This is a genomic window from Mesorhizobium sp. SARCC-RB16n (assembly GCF_008520305.1).
GTDB lineage: Bacteria > Pseudomonadota > Alphaproteobacteria > Rhizobiales > Rhizobiaceae > Mesorhizobium.
On record NZ_ML703253.1, the window covers coordinates 106262 to 128221 of the forward strand.

At 62.5% G+C, this 21960-nt stretch carries 25 protein-coding genes; 16 read left to right on the forward strand and 9 right to left on the reverse strand.

What is annotated here, in order from left to right; genetic code table 11:
• Position 1: 1 nt before the first annotated feature.
• Genes ftsW through mraZ form a run of 9 tightly spaced genes read right to left on the reverse strand, consistent with a single transcriptional unit; the run spans position 2 to position 10238 of the window.
• Complete coding sequence (ftsW, locus tag C7I87_RS00500) at positions 2-1153, reverse strand: putative lipid II flippase FtsW (protein WP_149902345.1); 1152 nt, start codon at positions 1151-1153, stop codon at positions 2-4.
• Complete coding sequence (gene murD / locus C7I87_RS00505) at positions 1153-2553, reverse strand: UDP-N-acetylmuramoyl-L-alanine--D-glutamate ligase (RefSeq protein WP_149902346.1); 1401 nt, start codon at positions 2551-2553, stop codon at positions 1153-1155. Before murD ends, ftsW begins: the two co-directional genes overlap by 1 nt.
• Positions 2554-2561: 8 nt before the next feature.
• Positions 2562-3644, reverse strand: a complete 1083-nt coding sequence (mraY, locus tag C7I87_RS00510; RefSeq protein ID WP_149902347.1) for a phospho-N-acetylmuramoyl-pentapeptide-transferase — start codon at positions 3642-3644, stop codon at positions 2562-2564.
• A 23-nt stretch (positions 3645-3667) separates the two neighbouring features.
• A complete protein-coding gene (locus tag C7I87_RS00515) occupies positions 3668-5125 on the reverse strand; it encodes a UDP-N-acetylmuramoylalanyl-D-glutamyl-2,6-diaminopimelate--D-alanyl-D-alanine ligase (protein ID WP_149902348.1) in 1458 nt (485 codons plus the stop codon).
• Positions 5122-6576 (reverse strand): UDP-N-acetylmuramoyl-L-alanyl-D-glutamate--2,6-diaminopimelate ligase, encoded by a 1455-nt coding sequence (locus tag C7I87_RS00520; RefSeq protein ID WP_149902349.1) that lies wholly within the window; start codon positions 6574-6576, stop codon positions 5122-5124. The genes C7I87_RS00515 and C7I87_RS00520 overlap by 4 nt, the downstream gene beginning before the upstream one ends.
• A 54-nt stretch (positions 6577-6630) precedes the next feature.
• Positions 6631-8355: a peptidoglycan D,D-transpeptidase FtsI family protein gene (locus C7I87_RS00525; RefSeq protein WP_149902350.1), complete on the reverse strand. Its 1725-nt coding sequence runs from the start codon at positions 8353-8355 to the stop codon at positions 6631-6633.
• The gene (locus C7I87_RS00530) at positions 8352-8747 is read right to left on the reverse strand and encodes a cell division protein FtsL (RefSeq protein ID WP_149902351.1); all 396 of its coding nucleotides are present in this window, start codon (positions 8745-8747) and stop codon (positions 8352-8354) included. Before C7I87_RS00530 ends, C7I87_RS00525 begins: the two co-directional genes overlap by 4 nt.
• A gap of 4 nt (positions 8748-8751) precedes the next feature.
• Positions 8752-9768, reverse strand: a complete 1017-nt coding sequence (gene rsmH, locus C7I87_RS00535; RefSeq protein ID WP_149902352.1) for a 16S rRNA (cytosine(1402)-N(4))-methyltransferase RsmH — start codon at positions 9766-9768, stop codon at positions 8752-8754.
• The gene (mraZ, locus tag C7I87_RS00540) at positions 9765-10238 is read right to left on the reverse strand and encodes a division/cell wall cluster transcriptional repressor MraZ (protein ID WP_149902353.1); all 474 of its coding nucleotides are present in this window, start codon (positions 10236-10238) and stop codon (positions 9765-9767) included. The genes rsmH and mraZ overlap by 4 nt, the downstream gene beginning before the upstream one ends.
• 472 nt (positions 10239-10710) lie before the next feature.
• Here mraZ and C7I87_RS00545 point away from each other — a divergent pair, with 472 nt between their 5' ends.
• From C7I87_RS00545 to C7I87_RS00610, 16 genes are all read left to right on the forward strand, one after another.
• Positions 10711-11064, forward strand: coding sequence for a hypothetical protein (locus tag C7I87_RS00545; protein WP_149902354.1), 354 nt, complete (start codon positions 10711-10713; stop codon positions 11062-11064).
• A gap of 144 nt (positions 11065-11208) precedes the next feature.
• The gene (locus tag C7I87_RS00550; RefSeq protein ID WP_149902355.1) at positions 11209-13767 is read left to right on the forward strand and encodes a DNA-directed RNA polymerase; all 2559 of its coding nucleotides are present in this window, start codon (positions 11209-11211) and stop codon (positions 13765-13767) included.
• An 85-nt stretch (positions 13768-13852) separates the two neighbouring features.
• Positions 13853-14053, forward strand: coding sequence for a hypothetical protein (locus C7I87_RS00555; protein WP_149902356.1), 201 nt, complete (start codon positions 13853-13855; stop codon positions 14051-14053).
• Between the two features lie 358 nt (positions 14054-14411).
• The gene (locus C7I87_RS00560; RefSeq protein ID WP_210250609.1) at positions 14412-14615 is read left to right on the forward strand and encodes a hypothetical protein; all 204 of its coding nucleotides are present in this window, start codon (positions 14412-14414) and stop codon (positions 14613-14615) included.
• Complete coding sequence (locus tag C7I87_RS00565) at positions 14612-14971, forward strand: hypothetical protein (protein WP_149902358.1); 360 nt, start codon at positions 14612-14614, stop codon at positions 14969-14971. The genes C7I87_RS00560 and C7I87_RS00565 overlap by 4 nt, the downstream gene beginning before the upstream one ends.
• Entirely contained in the window at positions 14968-15093 is a 126-nt protein-coding gene (locus C7I87_RS36360) for a hypothetical protein (RefSeq protein WP_281409034.1), read from the forward strand. Before C7I87_RS00565 ends, C7I87_RS36360 begins: the two co-directional genes overlap by 4 nt.
• Positions 15094-15121: 28 nt before the next feature.
• Positions 15122-15883 (forward strand): DUF2815 domain-containing protein, encoded by a 762-nt coding sequence (locus C7I87_RS00570; protein ID WP_149902359.1) that lies wholly within the window; start codon positions 15122-15124, stop codon positions 15881-15883.
• Between the two features lie 3 nt (positions 15884-15886).
• Positions 15887-16369, forward strand: a complete 483-nt coding sequence (locus tag C7I87_RS00575; protein WP_149902360.1) for an endodeoxyribonuclease — start codon at positions 15887-15889, stop codon at positions 16367-16369.
• Positions 16366-16602: a hypothetical protein gene (locus C7I87_RS00580; RefSeq protein WP_149902361.1), complete on the forward strand. Its 237-nt coding sequence runs from the start codon at positions 16366-16368 to the stop codon at positions 16600-16602. Before C7I87_RS00575 ends, C7I87_RS00580 begins: the two co-directional genes overlap by 4 nt.
• A gap of 2 nt (positions 16603-16604) precedes the next feature.
• A complete protein-coding gene (locus C7I87_RS00585; protein ID WP_149902362.1) occupies positions 16605-16784 on the forward strand; it encodes a hypothetical protein in 180 nt (59 codons plus the stop codon).
• Positions 16785-17288 carry a hypothetical protein gene (locus tag C7I87_RS00590; RefSeq protein WP_149902363.1) on the forward strand — a complete coding sequence of 168 codons (504 nt, stop codon included), beginning with the start codon at positions 16785-16787 and terminating at the stop codon, positions 17286-17288.
• Entirely contained in the window at positions 17285-17452 is a 168-nt protein-coding gene (locus tag C7I87_RS35025) for a hypothetical protein (protein WP_188393666.1), read from the forward strand. Before C7I87_RS00590 ends, C7I87_RS35025 begins: the two co-directional genes overlap by 4 nt.
• Complete coding sequence (locus C7I87_RS00595; RefSeq protein WP_149902364.1) at positions 17452-17643, forward strand: hypothetical protein; 192 nt, start codon at positions 17452-17454, stop codon at positions 17641-17643. Before C7I87_RS35025 ends, C7I87_RS00595 begins: the two co-directional genes overlap by 1 nt.
• A complete protein-coding gene (locus C7I87_RS00600; RefSeq protein ID WP_149902365.1) occupies positions 17644-19296 on the forward strand; it encodes a toprim domain-containing protein in 1653 nt (550 codons plus the stop codon).
• Between the two features lie 355 nt (positions 19297-19651).
• Entirely contained in the window at positions 19652-19936 is a 285-nt protein-coding gene (locus C7I87_RS00605) for a hypothetical protein (RefSeq protein WP_149902366.1), read from the forward strand.
• Positions 19936-21951 (forward strand): DNA polymerase, encoded by a 2016-nt coding sequence (locus C7I87_RS00610; RefSeq protein ID WP_149902367.1) that lies wholly within the window; start codon positions 19936-19938, stop codon positions 21949-21951. The genes C7I87_RS00605 and C7I87_RS00610 overlap by 1 nt, the downstream gene beginning before the upstream one ends.
• The last annotated feature ends 9 nt before the right edge of the window (positions 21952-21960 follow it).

Consider the following 21960-nt stretch of genomic DNA (forward strand, 5'->3'; position numbering starts at 1 on the left):
GTCACTCCGCCGGCATGGCGCGCTGCGGCAGCGTAAAGCCCATCTGCTTGCGCCTTTCCGGCCGCTTGCGCGTCAGCGCCAGCACCATCCCCATCGAGATGGCGATGGCGATCTGCGAGGAGCCGCCATAGGAGATGAAGGGCAGCGTCATGCCCTTGGCCGGCACCAGCTGCAGGTTGACGCACATATTGATGACGGCCTGCAGGCCGAACACGGTGACCAGACCGCCGACCGCATAACGGGTGAAGTCGTCATGTTCCTTCAGAGCCGTGTTGAGGCCGCGCAGCACGATGAAGGCGAAGATCGACATGATGAAGAAGCACATGATCAGCCCGAACTCCTCGCCCGCGACCGAGAAGACGAAGTCGGCATGGCTGTCGGGAATGACCCGCTTGACCGTGCCCTCGCCCGGCCCGACCCCGAACCAGCCGCCATTGATCAGCGCATCGCGGCCCATGTCGACCTGGAACGTGTCGCCTTCGCCGGTGAGGAACTTGTCGATGCGCAGCGCGACGTGCGGAAACACCGTATAGGCGGCGAAGACGCCGCCGACACCGGCGGCGCCCAGCACGATGATCCACAGCCAGGGAAGCCCCGCCATGAAGAACATGATGCCCCAGGTGCCGGTGGTCAGCATGGTCTGGCCGAGGTCCGGCTGCGCCACCAGCAGCGACACGACCAGCACCAGGAGCAGCATGGCGAACAGATTGCCGGGAATGTCGGGCTGGCGCTTGTGTTCGGCGAACAGCCAGGCGCACATGATGACAAAGGCCGGCTTGAGGAATTCCGAAGGCTGGATCGACAGCCCGGCGAGCGACACCCAGCGGCGCGCCCCCTTCACCTCGACGCCGACATAGAGCACCGCCACCATCAGCACCAGCATAAGGCACAGCATGATCAGCGACATGCGCCGGATCTGCCTGGAATCGAGGAAGGAGACCGCCAGCATCACGCCGAGCGCAGGCACGGTGAAGATGATCTGTCGGGTGGCGAAGTGGAAACTGTCGAGGCCGATGCGTTCGGCGACCGCCGGGCTTGCCGCGAAGGACAACACGATGCCGAGCCCCATCAGCGACAGGAACGCCGCCAGGAACCAGCGATCGATGGTCCACCACCAGGTTGCGACCGGACTTTTATCGAGACGGCTCTGCATTATCGTGCCCCTCCGATGGGTTTGACGCCATCTATAGCGCTCGCAGCTTGCCTGAAGGCTTCGCCGCGGACCTCGAAATTCTTGAACTGGTCGAAACTGGCACAAGCCGGCGACAACAGCACCACGGCCTCGCCGCCGTCGTCTTTTGCCGCGTCATGCGCGGCGTGTTCGACAGCGGCCGCCAGCGAGCCCGAGATCTCATAGGGCACGGCCTCGCCGAGTGTCGCCGAAAAGGCAGGTGCCGCCTCGCCGATCAGATAGGCCTTGGCGATGCGCGGGAAGAAGCCGCGCAGCGGCTCGATGCCGCCTTCCTTAGGCAGGCCGCCGGCGATCCAGTAGATGCGGTTGAAGCTGGACAGGGCCGGCGCCGCGGCATCGGCATTGGTTGCCTTGGAATCATTGACGAACAGCACATGATCCTTGCGGCCGACCTGCTCCATGCGGTGGGCGAGGCCCGGGAAGCTTTCGAGCCCCGACTGGATTTCGCCGAGGTCGAGCCCGACCTTGAGGCAGGCGGTGACGGCGGCCAGTGCGTTCTGCGCATTGTGCTGGCCGCGCAGCGAGCCGATGCCTTCGAGGAAGGCGACACGGCTGTAGCGGCCATGCACCGCTTCCATCAGATTGGTGCCGTCGGCGAAATAGCCGTCGGTCAGCGGCAGCCGTTTGGAAATGCGGATGACCTGCCGTCCCGCCCGCTCCAGCCGCTCGGCGATCTGCGCGCACCAGGAATCGTCAATGCCGATGATCGCGGTGTCGCTGCCCGCCACCAGCCGCTCCTTGATCGAAGCGTAGTGCTGCATGGTGCCGTGGCGGTCGAGATGGTCGGGCGTCAGATTGAGGAGGATGCCGGCCGTCGGATTGATCGAGGGCGCAAGGTCGATCTGGTAGGACGAGCACTCGACCACATAATGCCGGTCGGGCTTCGGCGGATCAAGCGTCATCACCGCGCGGCCGATATTGCCGCCCATCTGCGTGTCGCGCCCGGAAGCTTGAAGGATATGCGCCGTCAGCGCGGTCGTCGTCGACTTGCCATTGGTGCCGGTGATGGCGATGAAGGGAGCATCCGGCGCACGCTGCGTCCGCTCCCTGCAGAACAACTCTATGTCGCCGATGACCTCGACGCCTGCCCCGCGCGCCAGTTCCACGGTCCAGTGGGGCTTGGGATGGGTCAGCGGCACGCCGGGCGACAGCACGAAGGCGGAAAACCCTGCCCAGTCTGCGCCACGCAGGTCACCGGTGGCAATGCCGGTGGCGGCCGCCTTGGCGACGCTGTCGGGATTGTCGTCCCAGGCCAACACCTCAGCGCCGCCCTCGATCAGCGCGCGCGCCGTGGCGATCCCCGAGCCGCCGAGCCCGAAGAGCGAAACACGCTTGCCTGCGAAGGATGCGGCGGGGATCAAATGGCGGCCTATCTGAGCTTGAGGGTGGAGAGGCCGACCAGCGCCAAGATGACGGCGATGATCCAGAAGCGGATCACCACCTGGCTTTCGGTCCAGCCAAGCTTTTCGAAATGATGGTGGATCGGCGCCATCAGGAACACGCGCTTGCCGGTCATCTTGAAGTAGCCGACCTGGATGATGACCGAGAAGATCTCGACCACGAACAGGCCACCGACGATGACCAGCACAATCTCGTGCTTGGTGGCGACCGCGACCGTGCCGATCAGGCCGCCCATGGCCAGCGAGCCGGTGTCGCCCATGAAGATCGCCGCCGGCGGCGCGTTGAACCAGAGGAAGCCGAGGCCGGCGCCGATGACCGCGCCGAGCACGACCGCCAGCTCACCGGTACCGGGCACGAAATGGATCTGCAGATATTCGGCGAACACCGCGTTGCCCGAGAGATAGGCGATGACACCGAAGGACGCCGCCGCGATCATGATCGGCACGATCGCCAGGCCGTCGAGACCGTCGGTGAGGTTCACCGCATTGCCGGCGCCGACGATGACGAAGCAGGAGAACGGAACGAAGAACCAGCCGAGGTTGATGATGAATTCCTTGGCGAAGGGGAATGTCAGCGACGACGAGAACGGCGCCTGGCCATTGTGCATGATCGCCCAGGCGGCGATGCCGGCGATAACGAATTCCAACGCAAGCCGCGCCTTGCCGGAAAAGCCGAGATGAGACTGCTTCGTCACCTTCAGATAGTCGTCGTAGAAGCCGATCGAACCGAAGCCGATTGTCACCAAAAGCACCACCCAGACATAGATGCTCGACAGGTTCGCCCATAAAAGCGACGAGCCGATGATGCCGGACAGGATCATCAGTCCGCCCATCGTCGGTGTACCCGCCTTCTTGAAATGCGTCTGCGGCCCGTCGGCGCGGATCGGCTGGCCCTTGCCTTGCCTGAGCCGCAGCGAATTGATGATGGTCGGCCCGAAGATGAAGACGATCAGCGCCGAGGTGATCAGCGCGCCGCCGGTGCGGAACGTGATGTAGCGGAAGACATTGAAGACAGAGATCTTGTCCGCGAAATCGACCAGCAGTGTGAACATGCGCTTTTCGTCCCCGACTTGATCTAGGTCTGGTTGCTTGTTGTCGTCTCGGCCGGGAATTTGCCCAGCAGCGCATCGACCAGTTTTGCAAAACCGATGCCCTTCGACGATTTGATCATCACCACGTCGCCCGGCTTCAGCGCGGCGAGCAGCACCGGCTTCAACTCCTCGACGCCGGCGCGGTATTCCGTCCTGATATCGCCCGGCAGTGCTTCCGACAGCGACCGCATTTCCGGCCCGCCGAGAAAGACCGTCCGCGTGCCCGTGCCGACGATGAGATCGGCAAGAGCGGCATGCAGCTTGGCCGAGTGGTCGCCGAGTTCGAGCATATCGCCAAGAACGGCGATGCGCCTGCCCTCGCCCGTCACCGGCGTCGCGTTGAGCAGCGCCATGGCGGCCGCCATCGAGGCCGGATTGGCATTGTAGCTCTCGTCGATCAGCGTGATTTGGCCACCGGCCTGGCCCGAAGTCGGGCCACCGGGATGCCGCAGCACATGGCGCTTGCCGCGCCCGCGCTCGGCTGAGAGATCGGCCAGCGCCAATGCCACCTTGTCGAGATCGGCGCCGACCAGATGCGCGGCGCCGAGCACCGCCAAGACGTTCTGCACCATGTGCCGGCCGGGAGCTCCGATACGAGCGATCATATCGTGGCCGCTGATCCTGGCGGCGATGTCGGAATGATCGGCATGCAACTCGCACTTGACCAGCTTGAAGGTCGAGCGCGCATTCTCACCGAAGCCATAGATATGCTCGACGCCGGCAGCCTGTGCCATCTTGTCCAACAGCTTGAAACGCGCATCGTCGCGGTTGAGGATCGCGGCCCCATCGGGCTCAATCCCCTCGAAAATCTCGGCCTTGGCCCTGGCGATCTCGTCCAGATTGCGGAAGAAGCCAAGATGCGCGGCCGCGATCATGGTGACGACGGCGACGTGCGGTCGCACCATCTTCACTAGCGGCCGGATCTCGCCGGGATGGTTCATGCCGATCTCGAACACGGCATAGTCGCAGTCAGCGGGCATGCGCGCCAAGGTCAGCGGCACGCCCCAATGGTTGTTGAAGGACTGCGCCGAGGCATGCACCTTGCCGACGGCCGAAAGCACGTGGCGCAGCGCCTCCTTGGTTGTCGTCTTGCCAGCGGAACCGGTGACCGCGATGATCTTGGCTTGCGAGCGGGCGCGCGCCGCGACACCGAGCTTTTCCAACGCAACCAGCACGTCGTCGACGACGATGATCGGCGCGGTCAACCGGCCGAGCGACGGCAGCTTGCCTTCCGCCACCACCAGCACGCCGGCGCCGGCCTTGATGGCCGCGGTGACGAAGTCATGGCCGTCCATCGCTTCGCCCTTGATGGCGAAGAAAGCCTCGCCCGGCTGCAGGCTGCGGCTGTCGATCGAAATGCCCGATATGCCTTCGGGCATGGGGCCGAGCGGCCGCCCGTCCATGGCGGCAACCAGCGCTTCCGAGGTCCACAGCAAACTCATGCGGCACGCTCCCTGAGCGCGGCGCGCACTTCCTCGTGGTCGGAGAAATGCAGGGTTTCCGAGCCGATCGTCTGGCCTTCCTCGTGGCCTTTTCCAGCCACGATCAGCGTGTCGCCGGCATGCAGCATGCCGACAGCCTCGTGGATTGCCTTGCGCCGGTCGCCGATCTCGATGGCGCGGGGCGCGGCGGCAAGAATGGCGGCACGGATGGTTTCGGGCACTTCGGAGCGCGGATTGTCGTCGGTGACTATGACGACATCGGCAAGCCGTGTCGCGATCTCGCCCATGATCGGCCGTTTGCCACGGTCACGATCGCCGCCGCAGCCGAACACCACCATCACGCGCCCGGTGGTGAACGGACGCACCGAGGCCAGCACGTTCTCCAGCGCATCGGGCTTGTGGGCGTAATCGACATAGACCGGTGCGCCGCTTGCCGTGGTGCCGACTAGGTCGAGCCGGCCCGGCGCGCCTTTCAATTTCTCCAATGCCGCCAAGGCCTTGGCGACAGGTGTTCCAGTGGAAATGGCAAGTCCTGCCGAAACCAGCGCATTCGCGATCTGGAAATCGCCAGCGAGCGGCAGGTCGATCTCGTATATCACACCGTCGGCCTCGACCTCGGCGCGCTGGCGATGACGCTCATGCTCGACCCGCTTCAGCCTGAGAAAATCGCCGTGGCGGCCGACCGTCAGCACGTCAAGCCCGGCGGCCCGCGCCGCCTTTATCGTCGGTTCCGACCACGGATCATCGGCGAAGACGATGGCGGGTGCGCCCTTCGGCAGCAGCGTATCGAACAGGCGCAATTTGGCGCGATGATAATCCTCGACCGTCGGATGGTAATCCATGTGGTCTCGACCGAGATTGGTGAAGCCGCCAGCGGCGAGCTTGACGCCGTCCAGGCGGCGCTGATCGAGCCCGTGGCTGGAGGCCTCCATCGAGGCGTGGGTAACGCCGGCATCCGCCAGTTCCCTCAGCAACTGGTGCAGGGCGACCGGATCGGGTGTCGTCAGCGAACCGTATTCATTGCGGCCGGGCGCGACCACGCCGGTGGTGCCGATCGAGGCGGCTGCATATCCCGCCTGCTCCCATATCTGCCTGGTGAAGGCGGCGACCGACGTCTTGCCGCTGGTACCGGTCACGGCGACCATGGTTTGCGGCTGTTTGCCGAAGTAGCGGGCGGCACTCAACGCCAGTGTCAGGCGCGGATCATCGACCGCCAACACCGGAACCGGCAAATCGCCAAGGGCGCTGCCTTTGCCCGCGACGATCGCGGCAGCGCCACGAAGGGCCGCATCGGCGGCGTAGCTCGCGCCATCAGCCCTGGTTCCGGCAAGCGCGAAAAAGACGACGCCGGGGTTCACCTGGCGGGAATCGGACGAGATGCCGGTAACCTCCAGATCGGCGGAAGCTGTTCCTTCGACTGGCAGGATACCGGCTAGATCTTTGAGCTTCATCGAGTCCCGTTCACCGCAACAAAATAGCGCGCAGTTGCCGGCGCGCCGCAAGAATCACTGATAGGAAACCAGCGTTGCACCATTTTCATGGCTGAAATCTGGCTTCACGCCAAGCATGGCCGCTGCACGCCTGATGATATTGCCGGCCATCACCCCAGCATTGTTGGCAGCGACGTCGGTCATCCCCGGCTTTTCCGGATGCGGGGCGTCGGCGATCGTGAACACCAGATATTGCGGATCGTCCATCGGGAAGGCGGCGACAAAGGTGTTGAAATTCAACTCCTTCGAGTAACGGCCGTTGATGACCTTCTCGGCCGTTCCAGTCTTGCCGCCGACGCGGTAGCCGGGGACCCGGGCGTTTCTGGCCGACCCCTTCTCGGCATTGAGCGAATAGAGATAGCGCATGCCCTCGACAGTCTTTTCAGTAACCACTTTCTTGGCCGCCGCCATCGCATCCTCCTGGCTGCGGACCAGGAATGTCGGCTGCATCAGGAAGCCGCCATTGACCAGTGCCGCGCAGCCGACAGCCGCTTGCAGCGGCGTCGTCGACACGCCATGGCCGAAGGCGATGGTGAACGAATTGACCTGCTTCCAGACCTTGGGCTCGGTCGGGCGGGCGACTTCGGGCAGTTCGGTCTGCATCTTCTCCAGAATGCCGAGGCGATGCAGGAATTCGCGGTGCGCCTCGATGCCAACCAGTTCGGCCTCCCTGGCCGACCCGATGTTGGACGAGTAGAGGAACACCTCCGGCAACGACAGCACACGGTTCTTGCCGTGGAAATCGTGAATGGCCTGGTGGCCGACCCGGATTGGATGCGAAGCGTCGAAGCGGCTCGACATCGTCGCCTTGCCGGAATCGAGCGCCATGGCCGAGGTGAAGCTCTTGAAGGTCGAGCCCATCTCATAGAGCCCGGCCGACATCCGATTGAGCCGGTCCTTGTCCTGTGCATTGTAGGGATTGTTCGGATCAAAATCCGGCACCGAGGCCATGGCCACCACTTCGCCGGTCTTGACGTTGAGCACGACGGCACCAGCGCCCATGGCGCGATAGCGTTCCAAGCCGGCGGCGATCTCGTCGCGCACTACATGCTGGACGCGCAGATCGATCGAAAGCTTCACAGGCCTGAGATCCCTCGCCACCGCGAGGCCCGACGCCTGCAGGTCGCTCAGGCCCTGCTCATCGATATATTTCTCCATGCCGGAGATGCCCTGGTTGTCGATGTTGGTCAGGCCGACAATGTAGGACGAGGTTTCGCCGCTCGGATAGAAACGGCGCTTTTCGGTGCGGAAGCCAAAGCCCGGAATGCCAAGCTGCATGATGTCGGCCTGCTGCTTGGGCGTCAGCTGCCGCTGCAGCCAGACGAAGCCTGCACCGCTCTTCAGCTTGTGGTAGGTCTGCTCGTAGTCGATTTCGGGTAGCACTGTCGACAGCTTCTCGATCGCCTCGTCGGCATCGACGATTCGGCGCGGCTCGGCGAACAGCGACGCCGTCTTGATGTCGGTGGCCAGCACTTCGCCGTTGCGGTCGACAATGTCGGGGCGTGAGGCTGTCACCCGGCTTTGCGGACCGCCCGACAGGTCGGGTGTCTGGAAACCGAGATAGACCAGCCGCCCCGATATGATCGAGAAAATGCCGAAGAACACCGCCATCGTCATCACGATGCGCGCCTTGCCCTTGCCGCCGGTCGCCTTGCGGGCGCCTTCGACCACGATCGATCCGTCCCCACCCGTCCTGGCGCGGCCGACCGTGGCGAAGCGCTTCAGCAGTTTGCCGATCATTGGGCGATGTCTCCGGTCACGACGGGATCCTTGTCGCCCGAAGGCGCCTTGTCGGAATTGTCGGCCATGGCGCCCTGGCGCCCGTTCAGGATGTCCTGGATGTCGAGGGCCTTGGCAGGCAGGTCGCCCAGGCCCACGATCTGCCGGGCGCTGACTGGCTCCAGTGCGAGCTGGGATTTATAGAGTTCGGCCAGCCTCTGCAGCCGCGACGGCTGGGTGAGCAGGCTCCAATCGGCCTTGAGCAGGTCGATCGTGTCCTCCTCGTAGCGTATCTCGGCATGGATCTTCTGCACGGCCGCCAACTGGTCCTCGGCCTCGCGCTTGGCCTTGTAAGTCAGGGCGGCTGCCGAAACCATGACGGCGATCAGGACAATGTCGCTGGTACGAAACACGTGCTTACCTCTCCCCCGGCCGATCGATGCCGGGAAGTTTTGGAAGGCCGAAGATCGAAAAATCGCCGCCGCGCGCCGGCGCCTCGGTGCGGATCGCGGCACGCAGCCTGGCCGAGCGGGCCCGTGGATTGGCGGCGACCTCGGCGTCACCTGCCGTCACGCCGCCACCAGCCTTGCGGAAAGTCGCGGTGCGCGCCTGCGCCTCCGGCATGTGGCGCGAGCCGGTCATAGCGTCGGCGCGGTCGGCGATGAAGCGCTTGACGATGCGGTCTTCCAGCGAATGGAACGTCACCACCACAAGGCGCCCGCCAGGCTTCAGCGCGCGTTCGGCCGCCAGCAATGCCCTGGCCAATTCGCCGAGCTCGTCATTGACGAAGATGCGCAGCGCCTGGAAGACGCGCGTCGCCGGATGGATCTTGTCCTTTGGCGCCCGGCCGATATGCGTCTCGATCGCGTCGGCGAGTTCCAGCGTGCGCTCGAACGGCCGCTTTTCGCGCCGGGCCTCGATCATGCGGGCGATGCGCCCCGCGTGACGCTCCTCGCCGAGAAAGCCGAAGATGCGGGCAAGGTCGCCCGGCTTGAAACTGTTGACGACATCGGCGGCGCTCAGGCCCGCCTGCGCCATGCGCATGTCGAGCGGGCCGTCGGAGCGGAAGGAAAAGCCGCGCTCGGCCTGGTCGAGCTGCATCGAGGAGACACCGATGTCGAGCACGACTCCATCGGCGCTTTCAACGTATTCGTCGAGCGTCGAGAACGGCGCCTGCACGAGCCTCAGCCGGCCGCCGGACTGCGCCTCGAGGTCGCGGCCGGCCGCGATGGCATCCGGATCGCGGTCGATGGCAACCACGGACGCGCCAGCCGCCAGGATCGCCTTGGTGTAACCGCCGGCGCCGAACGTACCGTCGATGACGATGTCGCCTTCCGCCGGCGCCAGCGCTTCCAGCACTTCGCCAAGGAGGACCGGAATGTGGCGGGCCGATCCGCCAACGGCGTTGATATCATCGCCGTGGCCCACCGTCATTCCGGTCGCTCCCCAGCCTTGGCCTCGTGAGCCTTCGTCCCCTGCCGAAGCTGCAAAAGCCTGGCCCGAGCCTGTGCCCCATAGGTCGCAAGCCGTCCCGGCTCCCAGATCTGAAAGAAATTGCCGCGCCCGACAAAGGCCACCTCCGCCGAGATGCCGGTATGTTCGCGAATGAAATCGGTCATGGTTATGCGGCCATCCTGGTCGAGTTTCAGGAATGCGCCGTCGCCATGGCAGAAGAACGACATGTCGTCGGCCGTCTGAAGGAACGGATCTTCCTGAGCGATGCGCTGCTCGTAGCGGTCGAGCAGGTCGAGCCCGCCGACATCCATCGCCGGCAGGTCCAGGCAACGCAGCGCATAAAGCTCCGAATAGCTGCGCCTCTGCACCACGGCACGGAAATGCGCCGGAACGGACACCCGCCCCTTCGCGTCGATCCTGCTCACCGTGTTCGACAGAAACCGGTCCATCACACGTTACGGCCGCTTGCGCCGCCGCACCCCTCTTCGTCGTGTCGCACGCGCCACCGCCGCGCGTTGCCTGCCCCGCACCAACCCCGTCCGCACCGGCGAAAACCGGCAAACGCGCAGCCGCCGCGGCTGCCCGATTGGCGTACGCTTTACCCTGACGCGGAACGAAAGCTTTGGTATGGAAATGGGATATCATGGGGCACTATGGGCGTCAACGGGAATAGGCGTCACAAACACGCACGTCAGGCCGATGAGCGCAGCCTGACAGCACGTCTCGTCTTTATGATCCATTAAGCCTAACGAAGCGTTAAGCTTAATTTCTTCCCACTAGCGGGACGAACCCCCGAACGCCTTGAAATCCCCGGCTTTGCGCTGGGGTTTCAGCCTCTTTCCCGATCATTGCACTGGTGGGCCAAATGCTGTGACAGATCGGTCCCTGAAACAATCCCTGTTACACCAAGGAGAACTGACCGTGAACATCAATTCCCACCTCGACGGCCACGTAAGCATTACCGTCGAACCAGTAGGCCCATATGGCGACCCATGGCTCTGCCTCGACGGCTACTGGAGGAGCGACCCCGACGCGCCCGCTGTGAAGATCGTGGTCGATGCCTATGGCTACCTATCGATCAAGGCTGAAGGCAGAAAGAAAGCAGTCTGCATCGACAAAGAGTTGCTGACAGTTCTCAGCAGCCTAGAAGCGCTGCTCGACGACTTTGAAGAAAGCCTTGCCGCTGGTGCCTGCCCGGATGTTCAGTCGGTTCTAGCCATGGCCACGGCGCGTAATGCAGCCTTTGGGCGTTTCGTGGTCTTGAGGGCTGCCTGATGGCTAAGAACCGAACAGGCGTCCACATCCTCGCCAACCGCGCCGGCCTCTCCTACGCAGACACCAAGCTGCTCCTCTTCGACATCATGCTGAACACCTGTCGGGCTGCTTCAGCGGCTCGAACGCTGGCTATGGCCATCGGCGGTGACCAGCATTTCGTCCCTCTCGAACACCAAGGAAGACGCATTGACCCAACACGACCACTTACTCCAGCGCCAGATCGAGCTGGAGATTGAAATGTCGGGCCTCGGGCGGGATCGCTACCTCTCCCGGGTCCGCAAGAACGTAGACAAGGAGCGCGGCTATGAGACGGATACGGGGCGCACGATCCTCGAAAGCGTGGTCGGTCCCGTCGCAGCGAGCATCACGAAGTTTGTCGACGAGGTGTACTCGGGTCGTCCTGGGCCGCGCGCCGTCGCCGCGAAGCTGATCAAGGACATGGACCATAGCGTGGTCTCCTATCTCGCCTGCAGGGCAATCCTCGGGCGCATGATGAAGCCGCGCGCTCCGGTCCTCCTGACGCTGGCCGTGGCGGTTGCCCGTGCGGTTGAGCTGGAAGCCCGGTTCACTGAGTTCCGCAAGCAGGACAAGGATCGGTTCGACTATGAGCTGCGCAAGCTGTCTGATGACGGCGCGACCGAGCAGCACAAGGCCGTCGTCCTCACCTTCGCCATGGGCAAGCACAACATCGCCTGGGACAGGTGGAGCCGGACGCAGATGATCCACCTCGGCATCCGTCTGGTCGAGCTGTTCGCGGAGAATACTGGCCTAATCATGATCCAGCAGGCCCATGAGGGTGGCGACAAGAACGCCCCCAAGGACCAATACCTCGTCCACCTGAGCGAGCGCGCCATGGCATGGATCGACCAATCCATCCGTGGTGGCCAGCACCTATACCCCGACTTCCTACCCATGCTGGTCCCGCCGAAGGACTGGACGGGGCTCTCAGGTGGCGGCTATTACACCGACCTCGACCGTCCTCTTAAGCTCGTCCGCAGGGCAAGCAAGAAGCAGTTCGAGCTGCTCAAGCGCAAGCTGGCCGAGACGCAGCACAGGGGTGTCCTCCTGCGTGGTCTCAACGCCATTCAGCGGACGCCTTGGCAGATCAACCAGCGGGTCCTCGACGTCATGACCGTGATGGCCAAGACGAATGAGGGCATCGCCGGCCTCGTGCCGGGGGACAGTCCCAAGCCGGATCGACCCATCGGCATCCCTGAGGATGTCGACCCCAAGACGCTGCCTCCGCATCAGCAGAAGCAGCTCCAAGAGTGGAAGTGGGCTGCCCGCGACGTCTACACCGAGAACCTCCAGCTTCGCCAAGACCGGCTCCATCAGGAGACCCTGTTCGGGCTGGCTCAGCGGTTCCGCGACGAGCGGGCGATCTACTTCCCACACAACCTCGACTTCCGTGGCCGCGCCTATCCGGTTCCTCTGGTCATGCATCCGCAGGCCGGCGATCCGGTCAAGGCCCTGCTGCGGTTCGCTGAGGGGAAGCCTCTCGGGGCCGATGGCGCGCGCTGGCTGGCCATCCATGGGGCGAACACGTTTGGCGTCGACAAGGTGTCGTTCGACGAGCGCGTCAAATGGGTTGACGAGAACCATACTCGAATCATTTCGTGTGCCCGTGATCCGTTTGAGGATCGCTGGTGGACTGAGGCCGACAAGCCTTGGTGCTTCCTGGCGTTCTGCTTCGAGTACCGCGACTACATCAACGGCTTGGGTAGGACCGACTTCGTCTCGCACCTCCCTATCGCCCTGGACGGCTCCTGCAATGGGCTACAGCACTTCTCGGCCATGCTCCTCGACGCTGTCGGCGGGCGGGCTGTGAACCTGATCCCGGCGAAGAAGCCACAGGACATCTATCAGGTCGTCGCTGACCGCGTGATGGAACAACTGCGCGCTATCCTCTCCACTGAAGGGATGAATGCAGAAAGGGGACGATGGGCCTACGAATGGCTCACCATGGGGATCGATCGCAAGGTCACCAAGCGGCCAGTCATGGTGCTGCCCTACGGCGGAACGCCACGGTCGTGCCTGAAGTACGTCGACGAGGCTGTGAAGGCCAAGATCGCTGGCGGCTACAAGCATAACCTGGGCGACGATCTGAAGAAGGCCATCGGGTTCCTGTCCAGCATCATCTGGGACAGCATCGGGGACGTGGTCATCGCCGCTAGGGAGGCCATGGGGTGGCTTCAGAAGACGGCCAGGACAATCGCTAAGGTGAACCTTCCGATGCACTGGGAGACGCCGAGCGGGTTCGTGGCCTACCAAGGCTACGTCAACTTCAAGTCGCGGCAGATCGAGACGAAGATCGCCGGCAAGCTGGTCAAGCCTCGCGTCTATGAGGAGACCGACCTGATCGACGTGTCCAAGCAGGCTACCTCGATCAGCCCCAACTTCGTCCACTCCATGGACGCCTCTGCCATGATCCTCACTGTCGACGAGCTGGCTGCCAAAGGTCTCACCGACTTTGCCATGATCCACGACAGCTATGGCACCCACGCCTGCAACACAACGCTGCTGGCCTCGACCCTCCGCAAGGTGTTTGTCGAGATGTACCAGGGCGATCCACTGACCAAGCTGCGGGACCAACTTGTCCTGCAGTCACTCGTCGCTCCCGACATTGGAGCGTTCGAAGAGCTTCCCTCGAAAGGAGACCTCGACCTGTCACAGGTCACCAAATCAGACTTCTTCTTCGCATAGATCGTTGCACTGGCGGGACATTCCTTCCAGTGCATCAATAGCCCCTCCACTAGCCCTACGAAACATTCTCGAAGGATTTCACCTAATGCAGAACATCACCATTCGCATGGGCGCTGCCCACCACGACATCACCGTTGGTTCGGTCAACATCGACCTAGCTGCCGCCTCCAAGACGGATCGATACGAGGTCCGCAAGACCCTGATCGAGGGCCTGAAGGAGAAGGGCTACTTCGGCAAGAAGGAACAGCGCAAGGCCGTCTTCCGCAACCGGAGGGCTGCTGCATGAGTGAGGCCATTCAAATCATCGGGGTTCTCGTCGCCGGGTTGTCCCTCTGTGCCATGGCCGGGATCATCATCGGCACCTCCCTCGTGGCATCCACAAAGTTGTTGGGGCGCCTATGAGCAGCGGCCGCAACATAGCGGTCGCCCTGCTGTTGGCCCTGCTGGTCAACCTTCTGGCCATCGACCTGGGCGTCATCGCGGCAATCACATGGTGGTTCTCATGAGCATCCAGTGGGCTGCCCTGATCATCTCCATCGCAATCATCATCACCTTCATCTCCACCAATTCGAAAGGTCCACATGCCCCGGCTTAACCGTGACGTGCTGAACACGGCGACCCCTCGGGACGTCGCCATGGCGTCCATGACTGTCCTCGACCGACTGCAGGACTTCCGCCCCGAAATCCAGATCATGGGCGCAGCCACAGTCTTCCTCACCCTCGCAGACCACCTCGGCATTCCTGCTCAGGAAGCCTTCACGGTCACCAAGAACCTCATCAACGGGGACGACGGCAAGCGCGCCGAGTTCCGTGGCATCGACGCATACATGAAAGGCGAACTGAAATGAGCATCAAGGCAGGTGACACCGTAGAGTGCATCGACACCGTGTCCGGCAGCAAGATCAAGCTTGGCACCCAGTATGTGGTCAGGGAGGTCCGCTACGACGGCTTCCTTCGCTTCGAGGGCATGGTTGGCAGCTTCCGTCCGTCCCGCTTCCTTGAGGTGGAGCCCAAGACCGCTGGCAAGGCCAAGCCGGCTGCCTTCGGCCAGATCAAGTCGGTCACCGTCAACATGTCCGACATCCATGACGTGCTGACCCAGTACGTCCGCTTCGGCCTCGGCATCAACGCCACGGTCGAGAAGCTGGTCGACAAGTTCCCCGAGGCCGTCGAGCTGGTCCTGAAGCACGAGGTCGCCGCGTGAGCTACCTGACCCTCGCCAAGTTTCACTGGAAGCGCGGTCAGCCGCTGCCGGTCGATCTCTTCATCAAGCTGACCGACCTGGGCTTCGACGTCGAAGCACTTGAACGCCACTACTCCGTCTAAATCCCTCCACTCACGAGACAATTGCACAATGGCAAACGATACCAAGAAGAAATCTCTCCCCTCATTCACCTCCCCGCGTCTGGTCTTCGTCTACCCGAAGCTGACCGAGCCGGACTACGGCAACAAGGACTTCCCGAAGCCGGACGGCGAGTATTCGCTGAAGGGCAAGATGTCGGCTGCCGCACTGGCCGAGTTCACCGCTCGCAAGAACAAGGACAACGTGTCCCTCGACGACCTCTACGAAGAGGCCAAGCGCGATGCCGAGAAGCAGTTCGCTGAGCTGTCGGTCAAGACACGCAAGGAGTTCGAGAAGAAGAACATCACCGGCCCGGTCATGAACTCACTGTTCGAGACCCTGTACGACAAGGAGAGCGAGGAAGAGACCGGCGAGGTCTGCCTCAAGTTCACCAAGAAGGCCTCGGGCATCGTCAAGAAGGGTCCGCGCGAAGGCAAGAAGTGGACGTCGGCTCCCGACATCTATGACGCGCGCGGCAAGAAGATGGTCGGCAAGCTCCCCAACATCTGGGGCGGCTCCGAGGGCAAGGTGTCCTTTGCCGTCTCGTCCTACTTCATCCCGGGCACGGCGGCTGCCGGCCTCAAGCTGATGCTCAACGGCGTCCAGATCATCGACCTCGTGTCGAACGGTTCGCGCTCCGCTGACAGCCATGGCTTCGGTGAAGAGGACGGATATGGCTACGACCCGAGCGAGTACCAGGACGAGAACGAAGGCGAAGACAAGTCCGAGGGTGGTTCCGAGGGCGGCAAGTCGGCAGGCGAAGAAGACTTCTAAGCCTTGCCAAGGCCTTTCCCCAAGCGGACCTCGACGCGGCAGAACGCTGTCGCCAAGGGGTTCCGCTCAGGGCTCGAAGATAAGGTGGCAGGGGAGCTGGACCGCGCGTCCGTCCCCTACACCTACGAGAGCTTCAAGATCACCTACGAGATACCGGCCCGGCTGGCGAAGTACACACCTGACTTCCGCCTGCTGGGCAACGGCATCATCGTGGAGACCAAGGGGCAGTTCGTCACGGCGGATCGCCAGAAGCACAAGCTGATCAAAGAGCAGAACCCGGAACTCGACATCCGGCTCGTGTTCAGCCGCTCAGGCACCCGAATCTCCAAGCAGTCCCAGACCACCTACGCCATGTGGTGCGAGACCCATGGCTTCCTCTATGCGGACAAGTCAATCCCCCAAGCCTGGATCGATGAGCCACCGACTGCCGGTCGCATGGAGGCCCTCAACGCAATCCTCAACTCCCAATCGAAGGTCAAGAAATGAGCATCCTCTCCACCGTCATCAACTTCATCAAGCGCACCCCCTCGACCGCCAAGGCCGTCGCCGGCTTCAACAAGGCCATCACCGAGCTGGAGGCTGTGATCGAGCATCACAACGTCAAGGCCGAGCTGATCGACGCCGAGATCGCCATCAAGGTTGCCGCCCAGGTCGCCGCGAAGGAAGCTGCTGCCGAGGCCGACAAGATCGCCAAGCGCATCCGCAAGCTGGTGGCCTGATCATGAAGGGCATCATCATCCTCTACGTCGCCACCATGGTCGCTGCCTTCTATGGCTGGGTCATCAACCTGATCGACGTGATCCACGCGGCCACCTCGGGCGCACCGTTCACGACCATGCTCATCTGCCGCATCGTGGGTATCCCGCTGTTCGGCCTGGGCGCGATCCTCGGCTGGTTCTGATTGGAACTTGACAGCAAGGCTTGGACGGGTCGAGAGGCCCGTTCCAAGTCCTACCCTTCGGTCACCGAGCTGATCGACAAGTACCTTCCGCGCACGACCCGCCACGAGGTCTACGCGATGTCCCGCGCCTATGAGGCCCGGATCACTGACCTGATGCACACCATCCACGACTACCATCTGCGCTGCGAGGCCATGGCCAAGCACATGGATGGCATGGAGAAGGAGTTCTACAGCAGGGTCGCCATTCCGGTCTCCTTCGGGAAGCTGGAAGCCCACGCCGAACGGCACCCCTACGAGATGCTCAATAGCTACACGGTCAACTGGCGCCCCGATCCGGCGCGGTGCCGGGTGGTTATTCGAGACGACTACGCGATCAACCAGCAGGACCACCCTCACCTCTTCGAGATGGTCTGCAGGCAGTTCGAGGAAGCGCTCAAGGCCGACCTGATCCCGAGGCTCCGCAACGAGTTCGGGAAGCTCTACGCGAGCATCAGACGCAGATGATCAGAAGTCTTCTGCAAGGCGTCAGCATTTGTTGGGGCTTCGTCCTCACCATCGTCGGCGTACAGGTCGCCTGTGAGATTTCATCCGCCCTGGGCGTAGCCCTGATCATCACCATCGTTGGTCTGGTCATGGGTTTCCTCATCCACGCCATCAGGGAAATCTGATGACCGCCGCTGAGAAGCTCGCGGTCCTCCGCTACCAGCTCGCCCTCCACGGAGCGACCTTCGTTCTTCGCACGGGGGACAACGTGAGGGTGCTGGACCCTACCGAGATCATTGGCACTCGCGGCGACCTGATCCTCGTCGACGAGATCGCCCAACGACAGCAGTTCCAGAACAACCCGCCGCAAGGCTGAATGCACGAAACCGACAGTGAGTTCCTCCGCAAGGAGCCATGCCCAAAGTGTGGTTCCCGCGACAATCTCGCCCGGTACACGGACGGCCACGCCTACTGCTTCACAGGTGGCTGCCGCTACTACGAACCCGGAGACAATGATTTGACAGAACAGACCGAGGCTTCGGAGCCCCGGACCACAGACTTCGTTCCGCTCGGTGAGCCATCTGATTGGGCAAGCCGAGGCATCAATCTCGAAAGCGCGCAGAAGTGGGGCTTCACCCGTTCGAACCTGAACGGTCAGCCCGTCCGCTTGTTCAACTACCGAAACAGCGCGAGCCAGCTTGTCTGGCAGAAGGTCCGGTTCGCCGGCAAAGACTTCCGATCCAAGGGTCACAAGGACGACATGTGCCTCTACGGCCAATGGCTGTGGCGGGACGGCGGCAAGCGTGTCGTGGTCGTCGAGGGTGAGCTGGACGCGATCTCGCTCAGCCAGATGCAGGGGCATAAGTGGCCTGTCGTCTCGATCCCAAACGGGTGTGACGGCGCGGCCAAGGCCCTCCGCAAGAACCTTGCATGGCTGGAGCAGTTCGAAGAGATCGTCCTCATGTTCGATGGCGATGAACACGGCCAGCGGGCGACCGACGAATGCAAGGTGATCCCGTTCACTCCGGGCAAGCTGAAGATCGCCTCACTGCCCCTCAAGGACGCCAACGAGATGCTCATGGCGGGCCGCATCAAGGAGACCATCGACGCCATTTGGGGTGCCAAGGTCTACCGCCCTGACGGTCTCGTCGGGGTCTCGGACATCATGGGCGACCTCCTCAAGCCAGTCGAGTGGGGCCTACCGTGGTGCCTGGAAGAGCTGACCAAGCAGACCTATGGCCGGCGCTTCGGTGAGGTCTATGGCTTTGGCGCCGGCACGGGCATCGGCAAGACCGACTTCCTGATGCAGCAGATCGCGTTCGACATCACCGATCTGAAGCAGCACGTCGGTGCGATCTTCCTCGAACAGAAGCCCGTCGAGACGGCGAAGCGTGTTGCAGGCAAGTTGGCCGGTAAGATGTTCCACGTCCCCAACGCTGGGTGGACAGCCGAGGAACTGACCCGCGCCGCGACCGAGCTGGATGGCAAGCTGTTCTTCTACGACAGCTTCGGCCAGACGGATTGGGAGTTGGTCAAGGGGCATATCCGCTACATGGCGGTGAGCCTTGGCATCAAGCTGATCTACATCGACCACCTGACAGCCATGGCCGACACTGGCGACGAGAAAGGCACCCTCGAACAGATCATGAAGGAGATGGCCGGGCTCGCAATGGAGCTGGGCATCATCATCCACTTCGTCTCGCACTTGTCGACCCCGGATGGGAAACCTCACGAGGAAGGCGGGCGCGTCATGATCCGTCACTTCAAGGGCTCCCGAGCGATCGGCTTCTGGTCCTACTTCATGTTCGGCCTCGAACGAGACCAGCAGAACGAAGATCCGATCATCGCCACCACCACCATCTTCCGCATCCTCAAGGACCGCTACACCGGCAGATCGACGGGCAAGACCATCATGCTCGGCTTCAAGCAGGAGACCGGGCGCTTGTTCGTGCGGGAAGACGATCCCTTCAAAGACAAGGACGTTAATGACCACGGCTTCAACAACGAAGACGACGAACTCCCGTTCTAGCTGGGGCTTTTGGGTGGCCCTCGGGTTCATCTGCTGGGTGGCATTCCTCTGCCCTCCAGCCCACTCCGAAGAGAACCACCAGGCACCGCGGAAGTGCCTTCTGGACGTGAGCAAAGCGGACAGCCCCACCCCGTTCTTCATCCCCTGCGCGAAGGCCGAGCCAAGCGTCCTCCCGATGGTTTGGTACTGGGAGGGCCAAGAGGTCTGACCTTCGACAACACCAACGAGAACATACCCTCAGCGCTGATCGTTCGGCGCGAGGGCTCCCGCCTAATCCTCCAAGGCAGAACTGCCAGCATCGTCCTGTTCGCGGAAGCGTGGAGGGACCTTGTGGGCGCAATTCAAGAGGTAATGAATGGAAACGACAGTCCACAATCTGACGCAACTCCTGCTCGCTGAGAAGGAAGAGAATCGCCAGCTCTACAACCGCTTCAAGGTGATTGAGCGCGAACGGAAAGAACTCCAAGTTCTGCTCGCCGCTGCCCAGGAGTTCAGGGAAACCAGCAGGGTTCTGGCCGACGAGAACGCCAGCCTCGACAAGATGGTTGGCAAGCTGCTCGACGAGAACGTGGCGCTTAAGTCCGACAATGCTTTCCTGCGCCAGCCACAGATGATGGCCCCGGGCCTCTACAAGGGCTGATGGGTCAGACCACCCTCGTCTTCGACATCGAGACGAACGGACTGATCCCAGAGATGACCACGATCCATTCGCTGGTCATCAAGAACACCGACACCGGCCAAGTCTGGTCCTGCTGCAAAGAGTACGTCGGGGACACCGGCAACTCCATCGCCTTCGGGCTGGGGCTCCTGCAGGACGCAGACGTCATCGTCGGCCACAACATCCAAGACTTCGACATCCCCGCGATCCAGAAGCTCTACCCGTCGTTCAAGCCGAAGGGCCTGATCCGCGACACCATCATCATGTCCCGCCTCATCTACGCGGACATGCTGGACGCCGACTTCCGGCAAGAGAAGCGCCTCGGGATCGGGAAGTGGATCAAGAAGAACCTTCTCGGTCGCCACAGCCTCGAAAGCTGGGGCCAGCGCATGGGCATCTGGAAGGGTGACTATGGCGAGATCAAGAAGGCCGAGGCCAAGGCCAAAGGGCTCACCGGCCAGGACGCCGTGGACTACGTCTGGGGCAACTGGTCGAAGGAGATGCAGGACTACTGCGAGCAGGACGTCGAGGTCACCGACAGGCTTTGGCTCAAGCTCACCAAGAAGGGGTTCTCGGAAGAGAGCATCCAGCTTGAACATGACGTGCGCCGCATCGTGGCCCGTCAGGAGGCCTATGGGTTCGCCCTCGATCTCCGCAAGGTCCAAGACCTCCACGGCACCCTGGCCCAGCGCAAGGCTGAGCTGGAGAAGGCCCTGCAGTCCGAGTTCAAGCCTTGGTATCGCAACCTTGGTCCCAAAGAGCCGACAGTCGACCGTTCCGTCTCACAGAAGCACCTCCCGATCATCGGGTACGAGACCAAGAAGAACGGCGAGTTCAAGCTCGACAAGGACGGCAACAAGAAGCCGATCTGGCCAAAGTGCCACTACTCGACCGACGCCCCATACACTGATGTCAAGCTGCTCCCATTCAACCCGGGCAGCCGGCAGGACGTCGCCAACCGGATGCGCAAGCTGTTCGGCTGGAGGCCCACGGAGTTCACCTCCGATGGTCACCCAAAGGTCGATGACGAGACGCTCAAGGGCCTCTCCTACCCGTCCGCGAAGGTGCTGTGCGAATACTTCATGGTTCAGAAGCGCATCGGCCAAGTTGCGGAAGGCAAGGAGGCTTGGCTTCGGCATGTGGTCAATGGCCGGGTTCACGGCAGGGTAGCCACGAACGGTGCGGTGACGGGTCGAATGACCCACTCCAAGCCCAACATGGCCCAGGTCCCGGGCATCTACGACAAGAAGACCGGCGAGAAGCTTCCTTATGGCTTCGAGTGCCGGCGGTGCTGGACCGTCGGAAAGGGCAAGAAGCTCGTCGGCTGTGACGCTGATGCGTTGGAGCTGCGGGACCTCGCCGGGTACATGGCTGCCTACGACGGCGGCGCGTACATCAAGACCGTTCTCGAAGGGAACAAGGCCGCTGGCACCGACATGCACACCCTCAACGCTGCGGCGCTGGGATGCAGTCGAGACACGGCCAAGACGTGGTTCTACGCCTTCATCTACGGATCGGGCGACGAGAACCTCGGCAACATCCTGGGCTTCACCGGCAAGCGAGCCATGGCAGAGGGCAAGAAGTCCCGCGCCAAGTTCCTCGCGGCACTGCCGGCGCTCAAGTCGTTGTCGGAAGCAGTGGCCCGCAAGGCCAAGACCCAAGGCTGGATCAAGGGGCTCGACGGTCGCATCCTCATGGTGCGCTCGGCTCACTCCTCCCTGAACACCCTCCTTCAATCCGCAGGGGCAATCCAGATGAAGCGCGCTCTCGTGATCCTAGACAACAACCTTCAAGCGCTCGGGCTAGTCCCGGGTGTCCATTACGAGTTCGTCGCGAACGTCCACGACGAATGGCAGATCGAGGTCGATGAAGACAAAGCAGAGCTGGTGGGGAAGACGGCGCAGGACGCCATCCGACTTGCTGGCGAGTACTACAAGTTCCGCTGCCCTCTCGCTGGCAACAGCGTCGTGGGAGCGAACTGGGCCGAGACACACTAAGGCCCCTCA